This window comes from Salicola sp. AFF1 (assembly GCF_056783195.1).
The window spans coordinates 110,616-126,032 of the sequence record NZ_JBXAYL010000002.1; the positions used below are offsets into that span (position 1 = coordinate 110,616).

At 61.9% G+C, this 15,417-nt stretch carries 17 protein-coding genes; 14 read left to right on the plus strand and 3 right to left on the minus strand.

Features of this window, described 5'->3' with window-relative positions; genetic code table 11:
- Nucleotides 1-1,659 (plus strand): FAD-binding dehydrogenase, encoded by a 1,659-nt coding sequence (locus AC1RQI_RS01850; RefSeq protein WP_481903442.1) that lies wholly within the window; start codon nucleotides 1-3, stop codon nucleotides 1,657-1,659.
- Here the strand turns inward: AC1RQI_RS01850 and AC1RQI_RS01855 are convergent.
- Both AC1RQI_RS01855 and AC1RQI_RS01860 read right to left on the minus strand, forming a co-directional pair.
- A complete protein-coding gene (locus AC1RQI_RS01855; RefSeq protein WP_481903443.1) occupies nucleotides 1,652-1,852 on the minus strand; it encodes a hypothetical protein in 201 nt (66 codons plus the stop codon). The genes AC1RQI_RS01850 and AC1RQI_RS01855 overlap by 8 nt on opposite strands.
- Complete coding sequence (locus tag AC1RQI_RS01860; RefSeq protein ID WP_481903444.1) at nucleotides 1,842-2,891, minus strand: SO_0444 family Cu/Zn efflux transporter; 1,050 nt, start codon at nucleotides 2,889-2,891, stop codon at nucleotides 1,842-1,844. Before AC1RQI_RS01860 ends, AC1RQI_RS01855 begins: the two co-directional genes overlap by 11 nt.
- Before the next feature lie 151 nt (nucleotides 2,892-3,042).
- On the opposite strand from AC1RQI_RS01860, the gene AC1RQI_RS01865 reads away from it, so the two are divergent.
- The 12 genes from AC1RQI_RS01865 (at nucleotide 3,043) to rpoS (ending at nucleotide 13,941) form a co-directional block, all read left to right on the plus strand.
- Nucleotides 3,043-4,671, plus strand: coding sequence for a CTP synthase (locus tag AC1RQI_RS01865; RefSeq protein ID WP_481903445.1), 1,629 nt, complete (start codon nucleotides 3,043-3,045; stop codon nucleotides 4,669-4,671).
- A 24-nt stretch (nucleotides 4,672-4,695) separates the two neighbouring features.
- A complete protein-coding gene (gene kdsA, locus AC1RQI_RS01870; protein ID WP_481903446.1) occupies nucleotides 4,696-5,541 on the plus strand; it encodes a 3-deoxy-8-phosphooctulonate synthase in 846 nt (281 codons plus the stop codon).
- Nucleotides 5,542-5,594: 53 nt separating this feature from the next.
- Nucleotides 5,595-6,893 (plus strand): phosphopyruvate hydratase, encoded by a 1,299-nt coding sequence (eno, locus tag AC1RQI_RS01875; RefSeq protein WP_416635083.1) that lies wholly within the window; start codon nucleotides 5,595-5,597, stop codon nucleotides 6,891-6,893.
- A 32-nt stretch (nucleotides 6,894-6,925) separates the two neighbouring features.
- Nucleotides 6,926-7,198 carry a septum formation initiator family protein gene (locus AC1RQI_RS01880; protein WP_416635082.1) on the plus strand — a complete coding sequence of 91 codons (273 nt, stop codon included), beginning with the start codon at nucleotides 6,926-6,928 and terminating at the stop codon, nucleotides 7,196-7,198.
- Between the two features lie 9 nt (nucleotides 7,199-7,207).
- Nucleotides 7,208-7,939: a 2-C-methyl-D-erythritol 4-phosphate cytidylyltransferase gene (gene ispD, locus AC1RQI_RS01885; protein ID WP_481903447.1), complete on the plus strand. Its 732-nt coding sequence runs from the start codon at nucleotides 7,208-7,210 to the stop codon at nucleotides 7,937-7,939.
- Nucleotides 7,936-8,430 (plus strand): 2-C-methyl-D-erythritol 2,4-cyclodiphosphate synthase, encoded by a 495-nt coding sequence (gene ispF / locus AC1RQI_RS01890; RefSeq protein WP_416635080.1) that lies wholly within the window; start codon nucleotides 7,936-7,938, stop codon nucleotides 8,428-8,430. Before ispD ends, ispF begins: the two co-directional genes overlap by 4 nt.
- Complete coding sequence (gene truD / locus AC1RQI_RS01895) at nucleotides 8,427-9,395, plus strand: tRNA pseudouridine(13) synthase TruD (RefSeq protein ID WP_481903448.1); 969 nt, start codon at nucleotides 8,427-8,429, stop codon at nucleotides 9,393-9,395. Before ispF ends, truD begins: the two co-directional genes overlap by 4 nt.
- Nucleotides 9,392-10,141 carry a 5'/3'-nucleotidase SurE gene (surE, locus tag AC1RQI_RS01900; protein ID WP_416635078.1) on the plus strand — a complete coding sequence of 250 codons (750 nt, stop codon included), beginning with the start codon at nucleotides 9,392-9,394 and terminating at the stop codon, nucleotides 10,139-10,141. The genes truD and surE overlap by 4 nt, the downstream gene beginning before the upstream one ends.
- Nucleotides 10,142-10,798 (plus strand): protein-L-isoaspartate(D-aspartate) O-methyltransferase, encoded by a 657-nt coding sequence (locus tag AC1RQI_RS01905; protein ID WP_481903449.1) that lies wholly within the window; start codon nucleotides 10,142-10,144, stop codon nucleotides 10,796-10,798.
- Nucleotides 10,795-11,739, plus strand: coding sequence for a DUF368 domain-containing protein (locus AC1RQI_RS01910; RefSeq protein ID WP_481903450.1), 945 nt, complete (start codon nucleotides 10,795-10,797; stop codon nucleotides 11,737-11,739). Before AC1RQI_RS01905 ends, AC1RQI_RS01910 begins: the two co-directional genes overlap by 4 nt.
- A gap of 250 nt (nucleotides 11,740-11,989) precedes the next feature.
- Nucleotides 11,990-12,847, plus strand: a complete 858-nt coding sequence (locus tag AC1RQI_RS01915; protein ID WP_481903451.1) for a peptidoglycan DD-metalloendopeptidase family protein — start codon at nucleotides 11,990-11,992, stop codon at nucleotides 12,845-12,847.
- 80 nt (nucleotides 12,848-12,927) lie between these two features.
- Nucleotides 12,928-13,941: an RNA polymerase sigma factor RpoS gene (gene rpoS / locus AC1RQI_RS01920; protein WP_416635074.1), complete on the plus strand. Its 1,014-nt coding sequence runs from the start codon at nucleotides 12,928-12,930 to the stop codon at nucleotides 13,939-13,941.
- Here the strand turns inward: rpoS and AC1RQI_RS01925 are convergent, their stop codons facing one another.
- Nucleotides 13,942-14,841: a cation diffusion facilitator family transporter gene (locus AC1RQI_RS01925; protein WP_481903452.1), complete on the minus strand. Its 900-nt coding sequence runs from the start codon at nucleotides 14,839-14,841 to the stop codon at nucleotides 13,942-13,944.
- A gap of 174 nt (nucleotides 14,842-15,015) precedes the next feature.
- Here AC1RQI_RS01925 and AC1RQI_RS01930 point away from each other — a divergent pair, with 174 nt between their 5' ends.
- Complete coding sequence (locus AC1RQI_RS01930) at nucleotides 15,016-15,375, plus strand: hypothetical protein (protein WP_481903453.1); 360 nt, start codon at nucleotides 15,016-15,018, stop codon at nucleotides 15,373-15,375.
- Nucleotides 15,376-15,417 lie beyond the last annotated feature (42 nt).

Here is a 15,417-nt window from a genome sequence, read left to right on the forward strand (position 1 = left end):
ATGGCTCAGGACGCGGATGTCATTGTCGTCGGCGCCGGCCTGGCCGGCTTGGTAGCGGCTACCGAGCTGGCGGATGCAGGCCGGCGTGTGCTGATTGTGGAGCAGGAGCCGGAGCAGAATCTGGGTGGCCAGGCTTATTGGTCGCTGGGAGGATTGCTGTTCATCGACTCGCCCGAACAGCGACGGATGGGCATCAAGGATTCGCCGGAACTTGCCTGGCAGGACTGGTTGGGCACTGCCGGTTTTGATCGTGCCGAGGATTACTGGCCACGGCGGGTGGCTGAAGCCTATGTGGATTTCGCGGCGGGCGAGAAACGGGCCTGGCTGCGCGAGATGGGGCATCGGATCTTCCCGGTTCTCGGCTGGGCCGAGCGCGGTGGGTATGATGCCTGCGGTCATGGCAACTCCGTGCCCCGGTTCCATATTACCTGGGGCACGGGCCCGGGCATTGTTGAGCCATTTGAGCGCCGGGCCCGTGAAGCTGAAACCAAGGGCCTGATCCGTTTCAGTTGGCGGCATCGTGTGGACGATCTGTTGACCACGGGGGCTCACGTGGACGGCGTTCGGGGCAAGGTTCTGGCGGATGACCCTGCGGAACGCGGCGTTGCGACCAACCGTGACGAGCAGGGTGATTTTGAGTTCCGGGCCCAGGCCGTGATCGTGGCTTCGGGCGGGATTGGCGGCAACCATGAAATGGTGCGCCGCAATTGGCCGGCACGTCTTGGCCAGCCGCCGCAGCGGATGGTCTGCGGGGTTCCGGCCCATGTGGACGGTCGCATGATCGGCATCAGCGAGGCTGCTGGCGCGCGTGTGATCAACCCGGATCGCATGTGGCATTACGTTGAGGGCATCCAGAACTGGAACGCCATCTGGCCGAATCACGGCATCCGCATTCTTCCAGGCCCGTCGTCATTGTGGTTCGATGCGACCGGGAAGCGCTTCCCAGCGCCGCTCTACCCCGGCTCGGACACTCTGGGCCAGCTGGCGCATATCCAGTCGACCGGTTATGACTACAGCTGGTTCATTCTGGACCAGAGCATCATCAAGCGGGAGTTCGCGCTTTCAGGTTCTGAACAGAACCCGGACATCACCAGCAAGAGCTGGATGCAGACACTGAAGCGCCCCTTCGGCCGGAAAGGGACAGGGCCGGTTGAGGCCTTCAAGGAGCACGGCGCGGACTTTGTCGTCGAGGACACCATTGAGGACCTGGTTGCGGGCATGAACAGGCTCAGTGGCGACTACCTTCTGGATCCCACGGATATCCGGCGCCAGATCGAGGCGCGTGACCAGCAGCTGGCCAACCCTTTCAGCAAGGATTTCCAGGTAATGGCCATGCATAATGCCCGCCAGTTCAAGGGCGACAGGATGGTGCGAACCGCCAGGCCACACCGGATGCTGGACCCCGCCCACGGCCCGTTGATCGCGGTGCGGCTCAATATACTGACCCGCAAGACCTTGGGCGGTTTGGAGACGGACCTGGAAGCCCAGGTGCTGAACGAGCAGGGCGAGCGTATTCCGGGGCTCTATGCAGTGGGCGAGGCAGCCGGTTTCGGTGGTGGCGGTATGCATGGCTACCGCGCACTGGAAGGGACCTTCCTGGGCGGGTGCCTGTTTTCAGGGCGTAACGCGGGCAGGGCGGCCGCGAAAGCCGTTATCTGACCGGTACGGCGCGGCACAGATCGCATTCGCCGGAGCCCAGTTCCTCAACCGCGCCACCACTTTCAACGTAACGCACATGGTGGCGCGCCTGGCCACGGTTGGTGCTCACCTGGTAGCGCCGGGCTTCGTGGCGCTTTGTCGCCCCATCCTGATGCGTTGTTCTGGCTTCTGGGTTTTCCGGGTCAGTCATCATGGGTTTCCTTTATGAGCATGCGCCGGAGCCAGGGCAGGGCCATGACCACCAGAAGGATCAGTGCACCCCATTCGAGCCAGATTGGTATCCATTGCTGGATCTCCTGGACTGATCCCTGGATATCCAGGCCCAGCCCAGCAATAACGGAGTCGGTCACCAACCCGGCCGCCACCGTGCTCAGGACAATGCCAGCAAGGTAGAGCAGCAGCGCACTGGTCCCCATTTCCCGCTGGAAGATACTGAGGGTGGCCAGGCTCGTTACCGGCCCGGCCAGCATCAGCACTAGGGCGGTGCCCGGGGAGAGGCCTTCAAGCATCAGGGCCGCCGCGATTGGGGTGGTGGCGGCGGCACAAAGGTAGAGAGGCACGCCTATCAGTGCCATCAACAGCATGGGCCCCACGCCGCCGCCCAGTACCGCCATCCCCTGGGGTGGGGTGAGCGTGATCAGAAGCCCGGCAACGCCAAGGCCAATCGCGATCCAAACGCTGATGTCATCCAGCATTTCGGTAAACGCATAGCGCAGCCCGTGGCGCACGCCGGGCGCCGTCTCGTCGGCATCCGCCATGACATTGCCGCTACTGCAGCCTGAAGAGCAGCAATCGCCTTTGTTCTCATTCGCCTGCCTGGCCGTAGCCCCGCCCTGGCTCAGGGCCGTGAGCAGGCCCGTGCTGACGGCTGCCACCAGTGCCCCCAGCGCACGGGCCACCATCATGAATGGGCCCATCAGCACGAAGGTCAGGGAGAGTGAGTCAATGCCCGCGCCCGGTGTCCCCACCAGGAAGGATGTGGTGGGGCCACGCCCCGCGCCGCCGCGGTACAATGCCAGCGCGGTTGGAATGGCGCCGCAGGAGCACATCGGCAGGGGAACGCCCAGCACGGCACCGCGCAGGATGGGCCGTATACCACCGCCGCTGAGCCATTGCTGGATGCGGGCACGGGGGACCAGTCCACGTACAAGGCCCGCGACCACCAGGCCGAGCAGAAGCCAGGGGGCGGCAAGGAGGGTCATATCAATGATTGCGGCGATGAGTTCTTTCATGGTTATCAGTGTAGGCACCGGCGGGCCGTTATAGTGTCGCATCTTCTGCAAATTGAGGGTTGCCCCCCTTTCTGGTAGTCTGTTCCCCCATCTTGAGGCGACGCCTCCCTCCTCCTCTAAAACTGGCAATCGGGCAGAACACGGGATTCGCATGACGCGCTATATTTTTGTCACCGGCGGGGTTGTGTCCTCGCTCGGCAAGGGCATTGCATCAGCATCACTGGCCGCCATCCTGGAGGCGCGCGGTCTCCGGGTGACCATCCTCAAGCTCGATCCCTACATCAATGTGGATCCCGGCACCATGAGCCCGTTCCAGCATGGTGAGGTGTTTGTCACCGATGACGGTGCCGAGACCGACCTGGATCTAGGCCATTACGAGCGCTTTATCCGCACCACCATGACCCGTCGCAACAACTTCACGAGCGGCCGGGTCTACGAGGAGGTTATCCGCAAGGAACGGCGCGGGGACTATCTGGGGGGTACCGTTCAGGTTATTCCCCACATTACTGACGAGATCAAGCGCCGCATCGTTGAAGGCGCTGGCGATGTGGATGTGGCGCTGGTGGAGATTGGTGGCACTGTGGGCGATATCGAGTCCCAGCCCTTCCTGGAGGCGACCCGCCAGCTGCGCGTGGAGGTCGGTTCCCAGCGGGCCCTGTTTATGCACCTGACACTGGTCCCCTATATCTCCACCGCCGGCGAGGTGAAAACCAAGCCGACCCAGCATTCCGTTAAGGAAATGCGCTCCATCGGTCTACAGCCCGATATCCTGCTGTGCCGGTCCGAGCATGAAGTGGATGCCAGCTCGCGGCGCAAGATTGCGCTGTTTACCAACGTGGAAGAGCGGGCGGTGATCCCGATCTGTGACGCACCCAGCATCTACCGGGTCCCGCGCATGCTCCACGAGATGGACCTGGACCAGCTGATCGTCGAGCGCTTCAATCTGAGCGTGGGGCCGGCGGATCTGTCCGAGTGGGATCGGGTGTTCGAGTGCGAGCAGAACCCCGACAACAGGGTGACCATTGCGATGGTCGGCAAGTACATGGAGCTGCTGGATGCCTATAAGTCATTGATCGAGGCGTTGAGCCACGCGGGGCTGCATACCCGCACCGAGGTGCAGATGAAATACGTCGACTCCGAGGATCTGGAGCGCGACGGGGTGGGCGCATTGGCGGATGTTGACGGCATCGTGGTGCCCGGCGGTTTTGGCGAGCGCGGCGTTGAAGGCAAGATCAGTGCTGTCCGTCATGCCCGCGAAAACGGCATTCCCTACCTGGGGATCTGCCTCGGCATGCAGGTGGCCGTGATTGAGTACGCCCGCAACATTACCGGGCTCTCCGGTGCTCACAGTACGGAGTTCCGCAAGGACTCCCCCTATCCCGTGGTGGGCCTGATCACTGAATGGGTGGATGAGAACGGTGAGGTTGAAGTTCGCGGCGAGGACTCGGACCTGGGCGGCACAATGCGGCTTGGTGCACAGGATTGCCGACTGGAACCGGGTACGACATCGCACCGGTGCTATGGTAAGGATGTGGTCCGGGAGCGCCATCGCCACCGGTATGAGGTGAATAATCTTCTGTTGCCCAAACTGGAGGAGGCCGGCCTGCGGGTGGCTGGGCGTTCCGGTGACAACAGCCTGGTGGAGATGGTTGAAGCGCCGGATCATCCCTGGTTCGTGGCCTGTCAGTTCCATCCGGAGTTCACCTCAACACCGCGTGACGGCCATCCGCTGTTCAAGGGCTTCGTGGAAGCTGCGTTGGCTCGCAAGAGCGAATCCTGACCCCGACCACTGGGAGCGTTCCCCATGGCGCAGAGCACGATCGACATTGCAGGGCGTCGCATTGCGAATGACCATCCCTTCACGCTGTTTGGCGGCATGAATGTGCTGGAATCGCGGGAGCTGGCGCTGGAAGTGGCGGATGCGTACGCCCAGGTGTGCACGAAGCTGGGCATCCCCTATGTGTTCAAGGCCTCTTTCGACAAGGCCAACCGTTCCTCGATGCATTCATTCCGTGGGCCCGGTCTGGACAAGGGGCTGGCCATTCTCGAGGAAGTCCGCGACCGCTACGGTGTGCCGGTGCTGACGGACGTGCACGAACCGCACCAGGCCCAACCGGCCGCCAACGTCTGCGACGTGATCCAGCTGCCAGCGTTCCTGTCGCGCCAGACCGATCTGGTGGTGGCCATGGCCCGCACGGGTGCCGTGATCAACGTCAAGAAGGGGCAGTTCCTGGCGCCCCATGAAATGAGCCACATCATCAACAAGTGCGGGGAAGCCGGCAACGACCGGGTGATCCTGTGCGAGCGTGGCACCAGTTTCGGTTACAACAACCTGGTGGTGGATATGCTTGGCTTTGGCACCATGAAGAAGCTTGGGGTGCCGGTGTTTTTCGATGTTACCCACGCCCTGCAGATGCCCGGCGGCCGCGCCGACTCCGCCGGCGGGCGCCGCGAACAGGTTACCGAGCTGGCCCGGGCTGGTCTGTCACAGGGACTGGCCGGCCTTTTCCTGGAGGCGCACCCGGATCCGGATCAGGCCAAATGCGACGGGCCATGCGCGCTTCGGCTGGAACAGCTTGAGCCGTTTCTTTCGCAACTCAAGCAACTGGATGATTTGATCAAGGGGTTTGAGCCCCTGGATACGGCGTAACGATTTCATTTCCTGAATCACTGAATGATTCAACGATAAGAGAGGTTGAACGGATGACAACAATCGCCAATATCAAAGCCCGCGAAGTTCTGGATTCCCGGGGCAACCCCACCGTCGAAGCCGACGTGATCCTCGAATCCGGCCAGATCGGCAGTGCCTGCGCCCCCTCGGGTGCTTCCACCGGTTCACGGGAAGCGCTGGAGCTGCGCGACAAGGACAAGAACCGCTATCTCGGCAAGGGGGTTCAGACCGCCGTGGCCGCCGTGAACGAGCGCATCCGGGGCGCCCTCAAGGGCATGGATGCCGCCGACCAGCGTGCCATCGACAACGCCATGCTTGAGCTCGACGGTACCGACAACAAGCAGAACCTGGGCGCGAATGCGATTCTGGCCGTTTCTCTGGCCAGCGCCAAGGCAGCCGCTACCGCGTTGGGAAAACCCCTTTACGAGCACATGGCGGAACTCAACGGTGGCGCCGGCACCTTCTCCCTGCCGGTGCCCATGATGAACATCCTCAATGGGGGTGAGCACGCGGACAATAACGTCGATATCCAGGAATTCATGATCCAGCCGGTATCGGCCTCCACCTTCCGCGAAGCGTTGCGCTGCGGTGCCGAGATCTTCCACAGCCTGAAAAAGGTGCTCAACGCCAAGGGGCTGAATACCGGTGTGGGGGACGAAGGCGGGTTTGCGCCGGATCTGCCCTCCAACGAAGCGGCTCTGGAAGCGATACGGGAAGCCGTGGAAGGAGCGGGTTATACGCTGGGCAAAGACGTGACCCTGGCGCTCGACTGCGCTTCCTCCGAGTTCTACAGTGATGGCGTTTATGACCTCAAGGGCGAAGGCAAGCAGTACAATGCGGCCGAATTCAGTGATTATCTGGCGGGGCTGTGTGACCGCTTCCCGGTTGTTTCCATTGAGGACGGCATGGACGAGGGCGACTGGGACGGCTGGAAGACCCTGACCGACCGCCTGGGCAGCCAGGTCCAGCTGGTGGGGGACGATCTGTTCGTCACCAATACCCGGATCCTGAAGGAAGGCATCGATAAAGGGGTTGGCAACTCCATCCTGGTCAAGTTCAACCAGATCGGCAGTCTCAGTGAAACCCTGGACGCCGTTCGCATGGCTCAGGAAGCCGGCTATACTGCGGTTATCTCGCACCGTTCGGGCGAAACCGAGGATACCACCATCGCGGATCTGGCGGTGGCCACCAGCGCCGGTCAGATCAAGACCGGGTCCCTGTGCCGTTCGGATCGGGTGGCCAAATACAACCAGCTGCTGCGGATTGAAGAGCAGCTTGGAGACCGGGCTGTTTACCGCGGCCTCAAAGAAATCAAGGGTCAGGGGGGCTGAAACGCCCCCTGAGTCGCGAGGGAGCGTTGTGCATGAAATGGTTGTGGGGTGTCATGGCCGTTCTGACGTTGTTGCTGCAGCTGAGGCTGTGGACAGGGGAGAACAGTCTGCCCCACGCCTGGGCCCTGCAGGAGCAGATTGAGGAGCAGAAGGCCATCAATGCCGGACTCCGTGATCGCAACGAGGAGCTGTTCGCCGAGGTCAGGAACCTCGGTGATGGTTCGCGGGCGATCGAGGAGCGTGCCCGCGGCAACCTGGGCATGATTGGCGAGGATGAGACCTTTTTCCTGGTCGTGGAGCCCTGAGCCGCCCCTATGCCGGCTTGTACCGCCGTGGAGGCGCAGTCACCAGCCATTGTCATTCCCGCTGCGGGTATTGGTGCCCGTGCTGGGGGAGATCGTCCCAAACAGTACCAGTGTCTCGGTAACGACCTCCTGATTGACGTCACGATTGACCGACTGGCGTGGGCGCTGCCAGACGCCCCGGTTATGGTGGCGCTGGGCGCCGATGACGGCTGGTGGCCACTGACCCGTAGTGCCGCGGCCCGCCATGTCCGCACCTGTATCGGCGGAGCCAGCCGGGCCGACTCCGTTCTTGCGGGGCTCCGGGCCCTGGCGCTGCCCCCGGATCGTCGGGTGTTGGTGCATGATGCCGCCCGTCCCTGCATTACGCCCTCGGACATCCATGCGCTGCTGGCAGCTGCTGGAAACGATCAATCAGGCGGTCTTCTGGCGCAGTCCATCACCGACACCGTCAAGGAAGTGGATGCAGGCGGTTACGTCGTTGCCACGCGCGAGCGCAGTCGGCTCTGGCGGGCCCAGACGCCGCAACTCTTTCCCCGCGGTGTCCTTGAGCGCGCCTTACTCAGCGCCAACGCCGCGGGCGCGTCGGTGACGGACGAGGCCTCGGCAGTGGAGCATCTTGGATATCAGCCGTTGGTGGTGCCGGGCAGGGCGGATAACATCAAGGTTACTCAGCCGGAGGATCTGGCCATGGCAGCGTGGTTTATTGAGCAACAGCGGGAAACCGAAGGGGCTGGCAGATGATACGAGTCGGGCAGGGGTTCGACGTTCACGCCTTTGAAGAGGGAGACCATATCCGCATCGGTGGCGTGGTAATCCCCCATGACCAAGGGCTGAGGGCCCACTCGGATGGTGATGTGCTGTTGCACACTGTCAGTGATGCACTTCTTGGCGCCATCGCGCTGGGCGATATCGGTCATTGGTTCCCGGATACCGAACAGCGCTGGCGCGATGCCGACAGCCGTGCCTTGCTGCGCGAGGTCTACCGCCAGGTGCGCATGCAGGGGTACCAGCTGGTGAATATTGATGCCACCGTCATGGCACAGGCCCCGAAGATGGGGCCTCACGTGGACGCCATGCGCCATAACATTGCGGAGGACCTTGCCGTTAATCCACAACGGGTTAGCGTTAAGGCAACCACTACCGAACACCTGGGTTTTGTTGGGCGTGCCGAGGGTATTGCGGCCCAGGCGGTCTGCCTGGTGGAAAGCCGGCGCGCTAGCGGGGATACATGACGGACTGGTCTCTGGAATGGCCGAGAGCCGGTGGCGAGGCTGTGGGCTCGGGCCGGATCCGTGTGGCTCCCGAGGACTTCGAGGTGACCGAAAGTCTGGGGTGGCAGCCCGACGGTGAGGGTGAGCACCTGTTCGTCCAGCTTGAAAAGTGTGGTGATAATACCGACTGGGTAGCCCGGGGGCTGGCGCGGCTGGCCGGTTGTCCGGCGGGGGCGGTGGGTTATGCCGGGCGCAAGGATCGCCATGCCGTTACACGGCAATGGTTCAGTCTGCCCTGTGCGCCCGCCAGAACGGATGCGGTGCTGCAGTCTATAGCCGGGCAATGGCGGATCCTGTCGACGGAGCGTCATCGGCGCAAGCTGCGAACCGGGGAACTGGCGGGTAACCGCTTCCGCCTCCGGGTCCGGGATCTGGAGGCGGATGAGTCGGTTCTGGCTTCCCGCTGGCAGGCGCTGGCCAGAAACGGCTGTCCGAACTATTTTGGATCCCAGCGATTTGGGCGTGATGGGGGCAACCTGCAAGCGGCCGCGGAGCTCGATCCGGAGCGGCTGAAACGGCCACGGGAGCGGGCTCGTTCCGGCATGCTGTTGTCCGCCGCTCGGAGCTGGTTGTTCAATGAGTGGCTGGCTCGCAGACTGCGCGCGGGTGACTGGCGGGAGCAATGGGAGGGCGATCCCGAATCCTGGCCCTCGGGCCCGTTGTACGGTGATGACTGTTGTGGTGCCCAGGGGCCTCTGGCTGAGGCGGAACTGGCATTTGCAGCCCAGCACCCCGCGTTTATGGCGCTGCTGCGCGCCACGAGAATGCGTGCTGATCGTCGCAGCCTCGTGCTGAAACCGTTAGACTGCGCTCTGGAGCAGACTGGCGATAGTGCCGTGTTTGATTTCTTTCTGCCCGCTGGCGCCTTTGCCACTGTGGTGATCAACGAGATTCTGGATCTGGAGGATGGTTCCCGAACGCCATGAAACTGCTTCTTTCCAACGACGATGGGGTTCACTCGCCGGGACTCAAGGTGCTTTACGAGGCACTCGAGGATTTGGGCGACGTACGCGTGGCGGCGCCGGATCGTGACCATTCGGGAGCCAGCAACGCGCTCACATTGACGCGGCCGCTGGCCGCCACGGAGGTCGCAGGAGGCTTTACGGCCATCGATGGAACGCCGACGGATTGCGTTCACCTCGGGATCGGAAACATGTTCGGGGTTGAGTTTGACCGGGTTATTTCCGGCATCAATACCCACTCCAACCTGGGTGACGACATCATCTACTCCGGGACCGTGGCTGCCGCAGTGGAAGGGCGCCTCCTGAGCCATCCGCCAATCGCGGTTTCGCTCGCCAACGAGGGCAACTGGCGATTTGATACGGCGGCCCGGGTGGTTCGCAGCCTCCTGCTGCGCCCGGATCCATTGGCGGTTCCTCCCAGAACGGTACTCAATGTGAATGTGCCCGATGTGGACTGGAGCGAGCTTGAGGGCTTCCAGGTTACCCGTCTGGGGCATCGTGGACGGGGGGAACTGCCGCAACGGGTGCACTGCCCCAGGGGGCGGGAGCGGATGTGGATTGGTGCCGCCGGGGACGAGGACGACGCGGGCCCCGGAACCGACTTTCACGCGATTCGTGAGCGGTGCGTGTCCATCACACCGGTGAAGGTGGACATGACCCATTATGAAACCTTCCAGAACCTGAATGATTGGCTGAAAGACGGACTCTGAATGAACACCGAACTCCAGGGGATTGGCATGACCTCCCAACGAACCCGGATGCGGCTGGTGGAGCGTCTCAGAGACGAGGGCATACAGAGCGCGGAGGTACTGGATGCCATCGCGAATGTGCCCCGGCATATCTTTCTGGATGAGGCGCTGTCACACCGTGCTTACGAGGATACCGCGCTGCCCATCGGGTATCAGCAGACCCTGTCCCAGCCCTATGTAGTGGCCCGTATGACCGAGCTCCTGTTGGCTTCCGGTGCCACGCGGATCCTGGAGCTGGGCACCGGTTCCGGCTATCAGGCGGCAATACTCGCTTATCTGGGTAAAGAGGTGTACAGCATTGAACGCATTGGTGGCCTGCACCGTCAGGCACGCGAGCGGTTGCAGCGTCTGGGCTACCGCAACGTGTTTCTGCGTCTTGGGGACGGCAGCCAGGGGTGGCCGGAGGCAGCGCCGTTTGATGGCATGATCCTGACAGCAGCGCCTGGCACCGTACCGTCGGCGCTGTACGATCAGCTGGCGGATGGCGGCAGCATCGTGGCCCCATTGGGGTATGAAACCCAGATGCTCACAATCATAACCCGCAATGGGGACGAATTTGAGCGCCGGGAGATTGAACCGGTGCGTTTCGTGCCCGTGCTAGGCGGCGTGGTTCGATGAACGACCAGCGCGCCCAGTCCGTCCCCGGCATCGTGGTGCGGGGCTGCCTGATGGGCGCGGCAGACATCGTGCCTGGTGTTTCAGGCGGCACCATGGCGCTGCTTACTGGTATCTACCAGCGTCTTCTGGACGCGCTTGGCCATATTCCCGAAGCCGGTCTGACCCTGGTGCGGGAACGCAGTCTCAGCCGGGCATGGCAGGTTATGGATGCCGGCTTCCTTGTGTTGTTGCTGGCCGGGATCCTGTTCAGTGTTGTGACCCTGGCGCATGGTATCGGGACATTGCTTGATGAGCACCCGATGCTCGTGCGGGGCTTTTTTTCAGGCCTGATCGTTGGCGCCGTGATACATGTGGGGCGCCAGGTGCCCCGCTGGTCGCTGGCCCCGGCCCTTGGACTCGTGCTTGGTAGCACCGTTGCCTGGAGTATTGCCCAGCTTACGCCCGCCACGCTGGCCCTGACTCCCCTGATCGCTTTTGCGGCCGGTTTTGTGGCTATCTCCGCGATGGTGTTGCCCGGTATATCCGGAAGCTTCATCCTGCTGCTGCTTGGTCTCTACGAGCCCATCCTGGATGCCATCCGTGAGCCAGCCCTGGCGGTGCTGGCGGTGTTCGCCGGTGGCTGTGCGCTGGGGCTGATTGCCATGGCGCGCCTGGTAGCAGCCACCCTGTCGCGTTTTCCGTCCGTGACCCTGTCGGTCTTGACGGGGTTCATGCTGGGGTCACTCACCAACCTATGGCCCTGGAAACAGGTCGTGGCATGGCGTCATCGGTCTGGTGGGGAAACTGACCCATTGCTGTATGAGAATCTTGCTCCCTGGCATTATGCCGAGTTGACAGGTGGCGCGCCCCAGACCGGCCTGGTGGTGATGCTTGTGGGGTTGGGGCTAGGGCTGATCCTGCTGGTGGAGTGGCTGGGCAACAGGAGCAGGAGCGTCGGGTAACTGGCGGTACCTCGGTGTGGATCGTACACTTGAACGGGATCATATGCCGGACTGGGCACTGGTGCACAGAGGTTGTGTGATCTGTTACGGCGGGTGTTCCCTCAGGTAACGAAACAGGGCAGGTGCGTAACCGGCTTTGTGTAAAATTTATTCAAACAAAAGAGCGGTTTATCCACGTCTCCTGAGGTTCTATTGAATTGCTTTGAATTTTTAGGAATAAAAAAAGAGAAATAGATAACGGATAATTCTTGTGGGGCTAAGGTTCACAACCGTCGGGCAGGCGATCACTGAACAGGCGAGAACCGGCATCCGGTGGCTCCGGGAACGGTTTTTCCCCATTCTGGTCGTGCTCTTGGTCGGCGGTTGTAACTCAACCGACCTGCTTCTCGACAGCGATTACAACCCGCGAGTGGACTGGGGTCATCACCGCGTCTCCAAGGGGGAGACCCTTTACAGCATTGCCATGCGCTATGGCTGGGACTACCGCAGACTCGCCGCTGCCAATGATATTGAGCCACCCTATGAAATCCATCCCGGGGATGTGATCCGGTTTGACGTGGAGGTCCCGGATAATGTTGCGGCATCCGGGGACAACGGCGGATCAGTGTCTCCAAACCGACGCTCATCATCCGGGCAAAACACCCCTTCCGAGCAGAGCCCAACCAGGAAAGAGACGCCTTCCCAAGGCTCCCCGAGTAACAATGCGTTACAGGTGACTGATGAAGCGTCGTCCGAAATCGACTGGGCATGGCCCCACTCTGGCCCGATTATTGCGAAATATTCATCAGGCGGCTCCGATGTGAACAAAGGTGTTGATATCGGGGGTGACGCGGGAGATCCCGTCAGGGCTGCTGCGGATGGCAACGTGGTTTATGCGGGCAGTGGGTTGCTGGGTTACGGCAATCTAATCATCGTTAACCACAGTGAAGCCTTCCTCAGTGCCTACGCCCACAATCGCAGTATCCTCGTTAAAGAGGGCCAGAATGTGGGACAGGGTGAGACCATCGCTGAGATGGGAAGTTCGGGAGCCGACAGGACCATGCTCCACTTCGAGGTAAGGAGGCGGGGCGAGCCGGTGAACCCGATGCAGTACCTCCCGCGTCGCTGATCCGTTAAGACCGGTCGATAAGAAATCGAACAAGACCGGACGCGTTCAAGGGGTAGATCAGTAAACGCAGGGTGAACACTATGTCTGAAGAGATGGTTCAGGAAGTAGCGCTTGACGCATCGGCTGAGGAGGCGGTGATGGATCCGGAAGAGGCAGTTGCCGCCAACGAAGAGGCCGAAAAGCTGGTCGAGGACAACACGGAAGCGCTTGAGCGCGCGCGCTCGCGCACGTCCCGTTACAGCTACACCAGCCGCCAGCAACAGGCGGATGCCACCCAAATGTATCTCAATGAGATCGGGTTCTCACCGCTGCTGACGCCGGAAGAGGAAAAGCATTACGCGCGCTTGGCCCGTGATGGTGATGAAAGCGGTCGCCGGCGCATGATCGAAAGCAACCTGCGGCTGGTGGTGAAGATCGCCCGCCGCTATGTGAACCGCGGTCTTACGCTGCTGGACCTGATTGAGGAGGGCAACCTGGGGCTGATCCGGGCGGTCGAGAAGTTCGATCCGGAACGTGGCTTCCGTTTTTCCACTTACGCCACCTGGTGGATCCGCCAGACCATTGAGCGGGCCATCATGAACCAGACCCGCACCATTCGGCTCCCCATCCATGTGGTGAAAGAACTCAATCTGTACCTGCGCGCTTCCCGGGAGTTGAGCCAGCAGCTGGATCATGAGCCCACCGCCGAGGAAATTGCCGAAAAGTGCGATAAGCCGGTGAAGGACGTGAAGCGGATGCTCGGTCTCAATGAACGGGTTGCGTCGGTGGATACACCCATTGGCCACAACGGTGACAAGTCCCTGCTCGATACCGTGCCCGACGAAGGCTCCGCCGACCCGGCCGCGCTGCTGCAGGAAAGCAACATCAAGGGGTGCCTTGGGGAGTGGGTGGAGCAGCTCAGTGAGAAGCAGCAGGAAGTGCTGTGCCGGCGCTTTGGGCTGCGTGGCTACGCCACCATGACGCTGGAGCAGGTGGGGGCAGAGATCGGTCTGACCCGTGAGCGGGTTCGTCAGATCCAGGTCGAGGCGCTGCGGCGCCTGCGCGAAATCCTCGAAAAGGAAGGGCTCTCCTGTGATGTGCTGTTCGAGGGCTGATCAGCCCCGACCGTAAAGACTGGCGTCCGCGTGCTGGTGGCTCGCGGGCTCCAGCTCCAGAGTTGTATGGTGGATGCCAAAGTGGGTATCCAGCGCGTTCCTGATCTCATCCTTGAGCCGCTGCTGCTCGGGCCACGCATGATTGGCCACTACCACATGGGTGTCCAGAGCAGCAGTATTCTCCTCCATCAGCCAGAAATGGGCATGATGGATCCCTTCCACGCCGTTAAGTCCGCGTATGCAGTCCAGCACCGCCTCAGTGTCGACATCGGGCGGACTTCCCAGCATCAGAACCCGGATGACGCCGCCGATGTCGCGTGCCGAAAGCCACAGGATGTAGCCAGCGATGAGCAGGGTGATCAGGGGATCGATCAGTCGCCAGTCGTACAGCACGATGAGCAAGCCACTGATGACGACTGCGACCGAGGTCAGTGCATCGCTCAGGTTGTGCAGGAAGAGGGCGCGGATGTTAGCGCCGCCGTGCTGGATGGAGCCGGTCAGCACAGCCGTGAGCGTATCCACCACCAGGGCCAGACCTCCAAGGGCAATAACCGCCATGCCTGCTACCTCAGACGGAGCCAGTAGCCGCATGATGCCTTCAAAGGCCAGGTAAAGACCGATCAGGATCAGGGTGGTGTAGTTGACCAGGGCAGCCACGGTTTCAATCCGGCCGTAGCCGAAGGTCATGGCGGGGTCGGCGGGGCGGCGTGCGATGCGTCGCGCCATCAGCGCGATCACCATGGAGGCCATGTCTGAAAAGTTATGCAGGGCATCCGCAATGAGAGCGAGACTGCCGGAAAGAAGGCCGCCCACGACCTGGGCCAGGGTGAGCAACAGGTTGCTGGCAATGGCAATACCGACCCGTTGGTCTCCCGTTGCATGATTGTGCTGGTGGCCCACTAAGATTCTCCGTTAACCATGACCAGGCAAGATGCTTAGGGATTCTTGCGCATGGGCTGGTTCCTTGCAAGGCATCCCGGGGCTGGGTATGATCCAGCGTGTCGATCCCAACGGACCGCCCTTCACCGACCAGGCTGGTCATCCCCGATGTCGCATGTGGCAGACATTACATTGGTGAATCCCCCACGATTCAGGCGCCGGATCAGTGCCGCATTGGCGCTTGTGTTCGTGCTTCAGCTGTTGTTCGGTGCCGGTCTGCACTTTCACCAACTCGGCGACTATGAGTCGGGGAGCACGGACCTAGTCCATGCGGACTTCTCCCATGAGGCTCACGGGGACCAGAGCGGGCTGGATGGGGACCCCTCCAGTCGGGAACAGGTTGGCGACTGGTCCCTGGATCCCGTGCCCCTTCACTGGCCCCGTGTGATTCTTGCCGATACAGTCCCGGTTGAAGGCGGAGTACAGCTCGTACAGGCGCCTCAGCCACCCCCCAGGTACACACTTCCCCAGCCGCGCGACCCACCCCTGAGCTGACCTCCCTAGAGCCTTTTGTGCCGTGGAGCGGTCAACGGATCG